The following is a 12,331-nucleotide window of genomic DNA, read 5'->3' as shown; positions in this document are numbered from 1 at the left end:
TCGCCAATCAGCGAGTTTTCTTTATTTGTAACTCCTCTGTAACTTCCTTCTCCTATCATAAAATCAAAGCTTTGCAAGTTTTAAAGTAAACAGTTTAAGGGGGAAAAAGTGTGAAGGGGTACCGCGGGAAATGGGCATTATTAGGTTTACTGATGTTTATGATGATATTTGCTAGTGCTTGCAGTTCTGACAAATCATCATCAGAGCCAAAGGATAATGGTGGAAAGAAAACGGAAAATAAAGAACCAATTAAAATTGGTGTGCTTGCCTCCAAGACAGGAGCACTCGAATCCTATGGAAAGCAAACATTAAGAGGCTTTGAGCTTGGGCTTGATTATGCAACAGATGGAAAAAGGGAGGTTGCCGGGAGAAAAATTGAATTCATTGTTGAAGATACTGAAACGAAACCTGAAGTAGCCGTCCAAAAAGCAACAAAGCTATTAGAAGAAGATAAGGTTGATTTTCTAGTTGGATCGTCCAGCTCGGCAGACACGTTAGCGGTTTTACCGTTGGCAGAGGAATATCAAAAGGTTATGGTGGTTGAACCAGCTGTCGCTGATAGTATTACAGGTTCAGAGTTTAATAAGTATATTTTTCACTCTGCACGGAACTCCTCACAGGATGCGGTTGCCGGTGCAGCGGCAATTTCCAAAAAAGGCATAAAAATTGCTACACTTGCGCCGGATTATTCCTTTGGACGTGATGGAGTAGCTGCCTTTAAAGAAGCAGCGAAAAAATTAGGTGCCGAGATTGTGAAGGAAGAATATGCGGATCCTGCTGCGACTGATTTTACTTCTAACATTCAAAAAATCATCGACGCTAAACCCGACTACCTCTTTGTTGTTTGGGCGGGCGCAAACTCACCATGGAAGCAAATTTCCGACATGAAGGTGCAGGATAAAGGAATCAAGATTTCCACCGGTGCCCCGGATATTGCGGCATTATCGACAATGGAGCCGCTGATTGGAATGGAAGGCTTTACGGTTTATTATCATGACTTGCCGAAAAATAAAATCAACGATTGGCTAGTGGTTGAGCATAAGAAGCGATTTAACGGCGATGTTCCCGATCTGTTTACACCAGGGGGGATGAGTGCAGCCATTTCCATTGTGGAAGCATTAAAGAAAACAAATGGTGATGCAGATGCGGATAAATTAATCAAAACGATGGAAGGTATGAGCTTTGAAACACCAAAAGGAAAAATGACCTACCGACCGGAAGATCACCAAGCGTTGCAGACATTGTATGCCATTAAGCTCGAGAAAAAAGACGGTGTTCCATATCCAGTGCCAGTGCTGATTAGAGAATTGACCCATGAAGAAACGGCACCGCCAATCCGAAACAAGTAAGAAAAAATATCGAGTAAAAATGACGGGGGTTAGACCAAATAAAACACGGTCACCCTCTTCCTTATTTCTAAAACTTACAGCCTAGGTGGTGAAATGAATGACTGCCCTTATAGAAACAAATGACTTATCAATTACTTTTGGCGGCCATACTGCCGTGGATTCTGTCAGTATTTCCGTTCCGGAGAAGCACTTTAAGTCGATCATCGGGCCAAATGGTGCTGGAAAAACAACCTTTTTTAATCTACTAAGCGGTCAATTAACGCCGACTCAAGGAAAAATCTATTATCGGGGAAAGGATATCACGAAATTTTCGCCGACAAACCGCACAAGAGAAGGGATCGGCCGTTCCTTTCAAATTACAAATGTATTTCCTAATTTAACGGTATTGGAAAATGTAAGATTAGCGGTCCAATCACAGGCGGGGATTCGGTATCAAATGCTGTTTCATTATAAAAAATATCAAGCATTTGAAGAAAAGGCATTAGAGTGGCTGAAGCTTGTCCTATTAGAAGATAAAAAAGATTCACTGGCAAGTAATCTTGCCCATGGCGAAAAGCGGAAGCTTGAAATCGCCATGCTGCTGGCGCTTGAAACGGAAGTTCTTTTATTAGATGAACCAACAGCAGGCATGTCGCTTGAGGAAGTACCGGCGATTTTAGAAGTGATAAAAAGAATTAAAAAACAAGGGAACCGGACGATTATCCTAATCGAGCACAAGATGGATATGATTCTAGATTTATCGGATTCGGTAATGGTCCTTTTTAATGGAAGGCTTTTGGCTGATGGGACCCCGGGGGAGATCATGAAAAATGAAACAGTGCAATCTGCCTATTTAGGAGGTCAACTCGATGAACGACCTGTTGAAACTTGATAATGTGGAGACCTATATTGGTCAATATCATATCCTCCAAGGTGTTTCCTTTGAGGTGAAAAAAGGAGAAGTAACCGTCCTTCTTGGAAGAAATGGAGCCGGAAAAACCACGACATTACGAACCATAATGGGTCTGAATCCGGCATCGAAAGGTAACGTCCTGTTTAAAGGCGGACCCATTCAATCTCTTCCAACCTATTCTATTGCCAAAAAGGGCATCGGTTATGTTCCTGAAGATCAGGGGATTTTTGCGGGATTAACGGTTGAGGAAAACATGTGTGTCGCAATTCAAAAAGAAAATGAGGAAACATCAAAACGCATGGAGTGGATATTAAATCTGTTTCCCGACTTGAAAAAGTTTTGGAAAAAACCGGGCGGCTTGCTAAGCGGCGGGCAAAAACAAATGCTCTCTATCGCAAGGGCGTATGTGAACGAAAATGAGCTGCTGCTAATTGATGAGCCAAGTAAGGGCTTGGCCCCAATAGTCGTGGAGAAGGTAATGGATTCCATTTTACAAATGAAAGATCAAACAACCATCGTGTTAGTCGAACAAAATTTCATGATGGCAAGCACGATTGGTGATTGTTTTTACATCATTGACGATGGACGAACCGTGAGTCAGGGTACGATGAAGCAATTAAAAGAAGATGAAGAAATGAAACGAAAATATCTTGGGATTGCGTAAGGAAGGAGGGACCTCTTAGTGGATTTGATCATCAATTTAACCTTAAACGGCCTGGCGACAGGGATGCTGATCTTTTTATTGGCCGCCGGTTTAACACTTATTTTCGGCTTGATGGATGTGCTGAATTTTGCCCATGGCGGATTATTTGCATGGGGAGCGTACAGCGGTCTTTGGATTTATTCGCAGACCGATAGTTTTATCATCGGAATCATTGGCGCAATTTTGATGGGATTTCTGCTCGGAATTATTACCGAAAAGTGGATTATTAAACCAGTATATGGAAACCATGTGCAGCAGATATTGATCACCCTTGGCCTCATGCTTGTATTATCTGAGATGTTAAAAGTTATTTGGGGACCTAATCAAATTACGGCATCGCCGCCGGATTATTTAAAGGGCAGCTGGGAGCTAGGTGGGATCATTATCATTAAGTATCGTGTATTTATCATTTTAGTTGGGTTCCTCATTTTTGCTAGTGTGCAATACGTCCTCAATAAAACAAAAATCGGCCTTGTTGTCCGGGCAGGTGTGATGAATAAAGAAATGGTGCAAGCGCTTGGGATCAATATTCAGAAGGTGTTTATGTTTGTATTTATGATTGGTGCCGGTATGGCAGCACTTGGCGGCGTGCTGCTCGGACCATATTCCGGTGTCATTCATGCCGGTATGGGAATGGAATTCGCCATCCTCGCATTCATTGTGGTGGTCATCGGAGGGATGGGGAATTTTAAGGGTTCTGTGTTAGCAGCTATCTTGGTTGGACTTTCCGGTTCCTTTATGGCTTATTATGTTCCAGACCTATCACTGGCAGTGAATATGCTCCTCATGGCTATTGTGTTAATTATTCGACCGCAGGGTTTATTTGGAGCGAAGGGGTGAGACCATGCGATGGATTCAAGGAAATAGAATGACGGCCATCATTTTTGTTATAGCAGCTTTTCTGCTCCTTTTGCCGTTTGTCTATGAATCAAGAAACTTATTGATTTTATTAACACAGATATTTATCTTTTCGATTTTTGCCATGAGTTATGATCTGTTACTTGGATTTACCGGGATTGTCTCTTTTGGGCATGCGATGTTTTTTGGAATTGGCGCTTATTCAATCGGTATTTTTATGAAACGGTTTGAACCAACACTTGGGTATTTCATTTTGGCAGTGCTGACAACGATTGCCTTAACAGCGATTGTCAGCTTTATTGTTGGCTTGCTGACGCTTCGATTAAAAAGTCATTTTTACGCCATGTTAACTATGTCATTATCAGGACTTTTTCTGGTCTTAGCAGAAAAGTGGCGGACGATGACCTATGGAAATGATGGGTTTACCTTTCGTGTTCCGGAACAGTTTATTGACCGGACAAATTTTTATCTGCTGAGCCTGTTTCTAATGGTGGCGGTCTTTCTGCTTTTGAAGCGGTTTACCAATTCCCCGCTGGGCCGTGTGCTTCAAGCCATCAGAGAAAATGAGCAGCGAACGGAATCATTAGGATACCATGTCCTGCATTATAAAATTGCCGCAAGTGTGGTGTCAGGTGTATTGGCGGGGTTCGCGGGAATTTTGTATGCGGTCTCACTTCGGTTTGTCAATACGAGTGTGTTTTCAATGGATATCACCTTGGATGCTTTATTGATGACGATTATTGGCGGTGTGGGCACATTAGTCGGTGCCATCATCGGTGCGGGGCTAATTGAGTTTGCCCATGATTGGTTAACAGCATTGGCAAAGGAGCATGTGATATTTGAACGCTGGATTATCTTCTTTGGCATTATTTATATTCTAGTGGTTATGTTTTTTCCAAGAGGCATTGTCGGAACGTTAAGTACAATTTCTTGGAAACGGAAGAAACAACGTGCTATTAAAAAAGAAGAAAAAGTGGCGGGATAGAAGGTGGAACGAGTGGATATCAATCAAATTGCTTCCTTTGTCGTTCGGTTTCAATTAGCAGCCGTTGAGAAGGAAACAGGAAGGAAACAATGGCGAATAAAAGTTACGCATGTGCAGGAGGATCGGGAGACGTTATTTGAGTCGATTGAAGAAGCGATGGAATTTATGCAGGAAATGGCAGAAGAAGCTTAGATGAGCAGGTGATGGTGATGCAAATTGGAATTTTGAGCACAGGAACTTATCTTCCAGAGGGTTGTATGACTGGAAAAGAGATCGCAGAACTGGCAGGTATCCCTGTTCCTGTTGTCGAAGAAAAAATGGGAATCAAAAAAAAGCATGTCCCAGGAGCTAATGACCATACGTGTGAAATGGGGATTATCGCCGCGAAACAAGCAATTGCAAAGGCCGGACTTAATCCATTAGAAATTGATCTGGTGATTTACATTGGAGAAGAACATAAGGAATATCCTCTTTGGACAGCAGGGATCAAGCTGCAAGAAGAAGTGGGAGCGTTTCATGCTTGGGCATTTGATGCTGCTTTACGATGTGGGACGACCGTCATGGCTTTGAAAGTGGCGAAAAGTATGATGATTGCTGACCCTTCCATTCGCACTGTCCTGCTCGCAGGCGGTTATCGGAATGTTGATTTCATTGATTACGAGAATCCCAGAACCCGTTTCATGTTTAATCTTGGTGCCGGGGGCGGAGCGATTCTTTTACGAAAGGGGCATAACGAAAACCTTCTATTAGAGACGGAACTTATAACAGACGGTTCTTTTTCTGAGGATGTTGTGGTTGTTTCAGGTGGAACGAAAAATCCGATTACGAAAGAGGCGATTGACAAGCGGCTCAATATGCTCGATGTCCTTGACCCTGTAGGCATGAAACAGCGTTTAGAACAAAAGTCGATGGACAATTTTTTAAAGGTAATTCGCGAATCTTTACGGAAAAGTGGATATAGTGAAGCAGAACTTTCCTATTTGGCGATTCTTCACATGAAAAAATCAGCCCATGAATATGTTTTAAAAGAGTTAGGTTTGTCCGAAGCGCAATCTATTTATCTAGAAGACTACGGGCATATCGGACAAATCGATCAAATTTTGTCCTTGGAGCTTGCCTTGAGAGAAGGAAAAATCAAGGATGGTGATGTCGTCGTTTTTGTCAGTGCTGGAATTGGATACGCTTGGGGAGCAACAACTATTAAATGGGGGAAGGGTGAGTGGAATGGTTAACATTTCTATGAAGGAAGTGCTTTTGCCGAATGGAGAAACACTTGTTTATAGGGAGAGAGAAGGCGGCGAGATAAAGGTTTTGTTAATCCATGGAAATATGACATCTTCGAAGCATTGGGATCTCGTACTTAATAATATGGATACAAAATATAAGCTTTTTGCGGTCGATTTACGAGGCTTTGGCGGTTCTAGCTATAACAATCTAATCATGTCCATTAAAGATTTTTCCGATGATGTGAAGCTGTTTGTTGATGAAATTGGTTTGAAGGATTTCGCAGTGGTTGGCTGGTCAACGGGAGGCGCAGTAGCGATGCAATTTGCTGCTGATTACCCGGGCTATTGTAACAAGCTGGTTTTATTAGCATCAGAATCAACACGAGGCTACCCATTCGATGGAAAAATAAATGAAATTGATGAGCCGCGGCGCTTTGCTTTACATGAGGAGATTAAAAAGGATTTGATTCGAACTATTCCTGTACAAACAGCCTATGACACGAATGATACGGCTTTATTAAAACTGATTTGGAACGCTGTAATTTACACCCATAATCAACCCGCTCCGGAACTTTATGATGAATATGTTCAAGACATGAGGACACAAAGGAATCTAGCAGAGGTTCATCATTCCAATAATACTTTTAATATTAGCCGTCACCATAATGGGCTTGTTGAGGGCAATGGTAAAGTGGATTTAATTAAGGTCCCTGTTCTCGTTTTGCAAGGGGATCGCGATATGGTGATTTTGAAAGAAATGACAAAGGAACTTGTTGAGGACCTAGGAGAAAAAGCAGTTTATATCGAATTAAAAGATTGCGGGCATTCTCCATTGGTGGATGACCTTCCACAATTATTGAAGGCTATGACAGGATTTTTGGAGGAGTAAGGGATGAGATTACAAAATAAAGTGGCTATTATAACAGGGGCGGCTGGTGGAATTGGCTTAACCGCTGCTGAGGTGTTTGCTCGAGAAGGTGCGAATGTAGCGATGGTAGATTTCAATGTGGAGCAAGGGGAAGAACGTGCACATAAGCTCAGGGAGAAGGGCTATGATGTTACCTTTTTTCAAGTAAATGTAGCGGATCGTCAGAGTGTTGATGAAATGGTCGAAAAGGTTCAAGGAACCTATGGGAAAATTGACATCCTTATTAATAATGCGGGAATTACGAGAGATGCGATGCTGTCAAAGCTATCGGTTGAGGATTTTCAAACGGTACTTGATGTTAATCTAACGGGTGTCTTTCACTGTACACAGGCCGTATTACCAGCGATGATTGCGAATGGCTGCGGAAAAATTATTAATACATCTTCTGTATCTGGAGTTTATGGAAATGTCGGACAAACGAATTATGCAGCCACAAAAGCTGGCGTTGTCGGCATGACAAAAACATGGGCGAAGGAACTTGGACGAAAAGGGATAAATGTCAATGCTGTAGCTCCAGGATTTATCGAAACCGGGATGACGGCAAAGGTGCCAGAAAAAGTTTTGGCACAAATGATACAGATGGTACCCCTTGCCCGCTTAGGAAAGCCGGAGGATATCGCTAATGCCTATCTATTCCTAGCATCAGATGAATCGAATTATGTTAATGGTACAGTGCTCCATGTGGATGGCGGAATAATGATGTAATTTGTTAAGCGACCTCTTTGGGGGTCGTTTTTTTATGGTGATTGTGACTCATTTTTGAACTTTGTTCATATCAGTTAGAAAATTGTTCATATCCTCAAAGAATTTGTTCATAACCTCTAGGAAATGTTCATATCTTCAAAGAATTTGTTCATATTCTCTAGGAAATGTTCCTATCTTCAAAGAAATTGTTCATATCCACTAGGAATTGTTCCTATCTCAAAAGTATTGTTCATATCTTCAAAGAATTTGTTCATATCCTCTAAAAATTGTAGATTTTTCCTGAAACTTTGTCGATAACACCTCTCATTCGTAAACTTGATTCAAATATATTCCACTGTAACTGCTCTGTAACTAGAAATGAGTAAGATGGTTCCATCTAGTAGTGAAGGAGCGATTGGTCGGTGAGCTGGGAATTGGATTGGCTGGAAAATCGGGCAAGATTATCACCAAATAAGGATGCGATTATAGATGAAAAGACAAATAAGGCTTGGACATTTAAAGAATTGAATAAGCGAGCAAATTCCACAGCGAGCTGGCTTCATACCCAGGGCGTTAAAAAAGGCGATCGGATTGCCTTGTTATCGCCAAACCATATTAGCTATTTTGATTTGTTGTTTGCCTGCGGAAAAATTGGCGCCATTTTTGTCCCGCTTAATTGGCGTTTATCGATGCATGAAATAAAGGAAATAGTTAAGGATTGTACACCTGTTTTACTCGGAATTCATAAGCAGTTTGAAGGCATCTGTCAGCAATTTAATAACTTAAATACCTTTTTTATTGGAGATGCCAGCTATGAAGAACTGGTTTCGTCTCCAATTACAGATTGTTTTAGAGAGGAAATCTCGGAAAATGACCCCCTGGCGATGATTTATACTGGCGGAACTACTGGGAAACCAAAAGGTGTGGTGTTAAGCCATCAATCCATTCTCTGGAATGCCATTAACACAATCGTAAGCTGGAGTTTAGCAGAGGATGATGTTACGGTAAACTATATGCCAATGTTTCATACCGGTGGATTAAATGCCTTGAGCATTCCAATTCTAATGAATGGGGGAACAGTGGTAATAGGTGAGTCATTTTCAGGAAAAAAAGCGGTGGAATCAATGAGTAGGTATCGCTGTACAACGATTCTTCTCGTCCCAACCATGTATCATATGCTTATTCAAACAGACGAATTTCAAAACAACGAATTCCCTTTTATGAAGATCTTTATATCAGGGGCAGCACCATGTCCCTTTCAAATCTACAATGCATTTCAGAAAAAGAGATTAGCTTTTAAAGAGGGATACGGGTTGACAGAAGCAGGCCCGAATAATTTTTATATAAGTCCGGAAGATGCTCAAGTGAAACGTGGTTCTGTCGGTAAACCAATGCTGTTTAATTCGATAAAATTGGTAAAAACAGACGGCTGTGAGTCAGAACCCAACGAGGTTGGTGAGCTTTTAATAAAAGGGAAGCATGGCTTTTCGTTTTATTGGAACCATGAACAGGCAACAAGAGAAGCGATAAGGGATGGATGGATTCATACGGGTGATTTAGCGAAGAGGGATGAACAAGGCTTCTATTATATCGTCGGACGGAAAAAAGATATGATCATTACGGGCGGAGAGAATGTCTATCCTCTTGAAGTAGAGCAGTGGCTGGCCGCACATCCGGCGATTGACGAAGTGGCAGTCCTAGGGCTGCCGGATGAAAAATGGGGTGAAATCGTTGCTGCTTTTATTGTATTAAAACAAACATACACGTTACCAGATGAGGAATTAAAAATGTATTGTAAATCAAAATTAGGCCGATACAAAATTCCAAAACTATTCATTCACTTAGAGGAACTGCCAAAAACTCATGTTGGTAAAATAGATAAAAAGAAATTAAAAGAAATGAGTATTCAAATGTAAAAGGGGGAACCATGACGTTCACCCTTTTTATACATTTTGTGCTATTTTTCCTTTCTGAAGGCATAAATCCAACATCCAAGGCCATTTTCCATGCCCGGAATTTGTATTGATGTGTCCTGTATCAGGTAAAACGATAGATGGAAAAGCTAAGTTTAAATAGTTTTTGGCATCCTCCATACTGCAATAAGGATCATTAGATGAATGGACAAATAAAGTGTCTCCGGCTATTCTCGAAAGATGCTGTTTCTTCAAAGGTACAGGATAAAATGATTTTGCTTCTGAAAGAACGATGGTTGGAGATGGCGGTGCAACGATTATTACTTGCTGGGCAATCATTTTCGTTTGAATATCTGCATAATGAAGCCAAAGTAAACAGCCAAGACTGTGGGTAATAACGATGAGTCGGTGATCAGTCGGGATTGTTTTAATCGCTGAATGTAATTCCTCCAACCAGACCTCCCTAACAGGAGAATCGAAATGTGAGAAGGTTGGATAACATACATGATAGTTTCTCTCTGTTAGTTCGTGAGCCAGCCATGTTTGCCAGTGATCAGGACCGCTCCCTCCTAATCCGTGGATGATAAGAAAACTCTGTTGGTTCATAAGATCCATCCTTTGTACTTTAATTTACTATTCCGATTGATTAAGTTGGTATTGATAAAATTATAATGTTACTGAATAGAATTGACAACTAGTGATTTAAATATATATTTGCAATTGAAGCGATAAACCATCAATATTAATGGATAGGTTAAGTAGAAAGCAGGGATATATTTGTCAGATTTTTTATCATTAGGTATTTCAAAAGTATTAGTAGATAAATTACGCGGCTACGGTGTTGCAAAACCGACACCAATTCAAGAACAAGCAATTCCGATTGTGATGAATGGTAACGATATTATTGCCCAGGCGCAAACCGGTACAGGGAAAACATTTGCCTTTATCCTGCCAATTCTTGAAAAAATTAATCGAGAAGCAGCACATGTTCAAGCACTTATCGTTACACCAACGAGAGAATTAGCCTTGCAAATAACGGATGAAATTGAAAAATTGATTGCTGATATACATGGAGTAGCTGTTTTGGCTGTTTACGGCGGGCAGGATGTTGATAAACAGTTGAAAAAATTAAAAAGGAATCCGCAAATTGTAGTGGGGACCCCTGGTCGGCTGTTAGATCATATAAGGAGAGAAACGGTTCGATTATCGGAAATATCCTTCCTTGTTTTAGATGAAGCGGATCAAATGCTTCATATAGGGTTTCTTGGTGAAGTAGAGGACATAATTAGGGAAACGCCTGTGAATCGACAAACCATGTTGTTTTCCGCCACAATGCCACCGGAAATTCGGAAATTAGCCGCGAAACATATGCGTGCTCCCGAGTACATTCAAATAGAAAAAACACAAGGCCCTGCTGAAAATGTGAAGCAGATGGCGATTCATACGATAGACCGGGCAAAACAAGCGACCCTCATCCACTTAATCGAAACGCATCGGCCATTTTTAGCCGTTATCTTTTGCCGAACGAAGCGGAGGGTAAGTAAACTTTATGATGCGCTGAAAGCCAACGGATTTTCTTGTGATGAATTGCATGGAGACTTGTCACAAGCAAAAAGAGAACAAGTGATGAAGCGGTTTAGAGATGCGGAGATTCAGCTATTAATTGCAACCGATGTAGCGGCAAGAGGACTAGATGTCGAAGGGGTCACACATGTATTCAATTATGATATCCCTCAAGATGCTGAAAGCTACGTCCATCGCATTGGAAGAACGGGCAGAGCAGGAATGACGGGCTTGGCAATCACGTTTTACTCATCAGCGGACCGTCCCATACTGGACATGATTGAAAAAGAATTGAATATCACCATCCAAAAGCAAAACTTGGAGAAACGAGAGAATTCCCAGGACGATAAAAAGGGTCGTCCAAATGTCGAAAAAGAAAAACGAGGTAAGGTGAAGGAAACCCAAAAAAGGAAACAGCAGAATAATTGGCAAAATGAAAATAGAAGTGGGCAAAAAAAGGGAACAAAGGCTGCTTCAGATAAAAGAAGAAGTAAAGCTTCTGGAGAAGTTCCAAAAAATAGACCTGGAGGAGCGCGAAAAACTAGCGGAAAAAGGAAATGAAGTTATCAATAATGATTCAAAAAAGTGGGACCGAAATAATTATCAGTCCCACTTTACATTAGGCTTTTAAAACCACACGCTCTGCGTGTGTGCAAACGAAACTTCAAGAGTTGTATTAGAAGAGAAAAAATCTCCAATCGTTATAATAGAAGATGGCCGTCAAACCAACTTCAATAACGAGAGGAGATCATGCTCATGTCGAGCGACAATAGTTTATCACATACAAGATGGAATTGTAAGTATCACATCGTGTTCATCCCAAAATATAGAAGGAAAATTATTTATGGGAAACTAAGAAAGGATATAGGTGCGATTCTAAGAAGACTATGTGAAATGAAAGATGTAGAAATTATTGAAGCACATGCAATGCCAGACCATATTCACATGTTAGTCAAAATACCACCGAAAATGTCAGTTTCGTATTTCATGGGATATTTAAAGGGAAAGAGTTCCTTGATGATCCATGATAGACATGCAAATTTAAAATACAATCATGGTAATCGAACATTTTGGGCAAAAGGATATTATGTAAGTACAGTTGGATTAAATGAAAAAACGATAGCAAAGTATATTCGGGAACAGGAAGCAGAGGATCGTTTGCGCGACAACATGAGCAAGCGAGAATACGTTGATCCATTTAAAGATAAATAGTGGAGATAAACGGTTGAC

At 40.9% G+C, this 12,331-nt stretch carries 13 protein-coding genes; 12 read left to right on the top strand and 1 reads right to left on the bottom strand.

The features are described 5' to 3' along the window. Positions 1 to 110: 110 nt before the first annotated feature. The 10 genes from QNH20_RS21230 (at position 111) to QNH20_RS21185 (ending at position 9,541) form a co-directional block, all read left to right on the top strand. On the top strand, positions 111 to 1,349 hold the full coding sequence (locus tag QNH20_RS21230; RefSeq protein WP_481857992.1) for a substrate-binding domain-containing protein: 1,239 nt from the start codon (positions 111 to 113) through the stop codon (positions 1,347 to 1,349). Positions 1,350 to 1,446: 97 nt separating this feature from the next. Next, positions 1,447 to 2,220 carry an ABC transporter ATP-binding protein gene (locus QNH20_RS21225; protein ID WP_283919924.1) on the top strand — a complete coding sequence of 258 codons (774 nt, stop codon included), beginning with the start codon at positions 1,447 to 1,449 and terminating at the stop codon, positions 2,218 to 2,220. Then, complete coding sequence (locus QNH20_RS21220) at positions 2,198 to 2,905, top strand: ABC transporter ATP-binding protein (RefSeq protein ID WP_283919923.1); 708 nt, start codon at positions 2,198 to 2,200, stop codon at positions 2,903 to 2,905. Before QNH20_RS21225 ends, QNH20_RS21220 begins: the two co-directional genes overlap by 23 nt. A gap of 18 nt (positions 2,906 to 2,923) precedes the next feature. Then, entirely contained in the window at positions 2,924 to 3,784 is an 861-nt protein-coding gene (locus QNH20_RS21215) for a branched-chain amino acid ABC transporter permease (RefSeq protein ID WP_283919922.1), read from the top strand. 4 nt (positions 3,785 to 3,788) lie between these two features. Continuing rightward, positions 3,789 to 4,787, top strand: a complete 999-nt coding sequence (locus QNH20_RS21210) for a branched-chain amino acid ABC transporter permease (RefSeq protein ID WP_283919921.1) — start codon at positions 3,789 to 3,791, stop codon at positions 4,785 to 4,787. 12 nt (positions 4,788 to 4,799) lie between these two features. Continuing rightward, positions 4,800 to 4,979 (top strand): hypothetical protein, encoded by a 180-nt coding sequence (locus tag QNH20_RS21205; protein ID WP_283919920.1) that lies wholly within the window; start codon positions 4,800 to 4,802, stop codon positions 4,977 to 4,979. A 17-nt stretch (positions 4,980 to 4,996) separates the two neighbouring features. Beyond that, entirely contained in the window at positions 4,997 to 6,019 is a 1,023-nt protein-coding gene (locus QNH20_RS21200) for a 3-oxoacyl-ACP synthase (protein ID WP_283919919.1), read from the top strand. Then, complete coding sequence (phaZ, locus tag QNH20_RS21195) at positions 6,012 to 6,902, top strand: intracellular short-chain-length polyhydroxyalkanoate depolymerase (RefSeq protein ID WP_283919918.1); 891 nt, start codon at positions 6,012 to 6,014, stop codon at positions 6,900 to 6,902. Before QNH20_RS21200 ends, phaZ begins: the two co-directional genes overlap by 8 nt. 3 nt (positions 6,903 to 6,905) lie before the next feature. Then, the gene (gene fabG, locus QNH20_RS21190) at positions 6,906 to 7,646 is read left to right on the top strand and encodes a 3-oxoacyl-ACP reductase FabG (RefSeq protein WP_283919917.1); all 741 of its coding nucleotides are present in this window, start codon (positions 6,906 to 6,908) and stop codon (positions 7,644 to 7,646) included. Positions 7,647 to 8,047: 401 nt separating this feature from the next. Beyond that, positions 8,048 to 9,541: an acyl-CoA synthetase gene (locus tag QNH20_RS21185; protein WP_283919916.1), complete on the top strand. Its 1,494-nt coding sequence runs from the start codon at positions 8,048 to 8,050 to the stop codon at positions 9,539 to 9,541. Positions 9,542 to 9,568: 27 nt separating this feature from the next. On the opposite strand, the gene QNH20_RS21180 is transcribed toward QNH20_RS21185, so the two are convergent. Then, positions 9,569 to 10,144: an RBBP9/YdeN family alpha/beta hydrolase gene (locus QNH20_RS21180; protein WP_283919915.1), complete on the bottom strand. Its 576-nt coding sequence runs from the start codon at positions 10,142 to 10,144 to the stop codon at positions 9,569 to 9,571. Between the two features lie 171 nt (positions 10,145 to 10,315). On the opposite strand from QNH20_RS21180, the gene QNH20_RS21175 reads away from it, so the two are divergent. Both QNH20_RS21175 and tnpA read left to right on the top strand, forming a co-directional pair. Further along, positions 10,316 to 11,662 (top strand): DEAD/DEAH box helicase, encoded by a 1,347-nt coding sequence (locus QNH20_RS21175; protein WP_283919914.1) that lies wholly within the window; start codon positions 10,316 to 10,318, stop codon positions 11,660 to 11,662. A gap of 195 nt (positions 11,663 to 11,857) precedes the next feature. After that, a complete protein-coding gene (tnpA, locus tag QNH20_RS21170) occupies positions 11,858 to 12,313 on the top strand; it encodes an IS200/IS605 family transposase (RefSeq protein WP_283919913.1) in 456 nt (151 codons plus the stop codon). The last annotated feature ends 18 nt before the right edge of the window (positions 12,314 to 12,331 follow it).

The organism is Neobacillus sp. WH10 (assembly GCF_030123405.1).
In the GTDB taxonomy this organism is placed as follows: Bacteria; Bacillota; Bacilli; order Bacillales; family Cytobacillaceae; genus Neobacillus.
The sequence above is the reverse complement of the archived record's forward strand: the minus strand, read 5'-3'. Positions and strand labels throughout refer to the sequence as shown.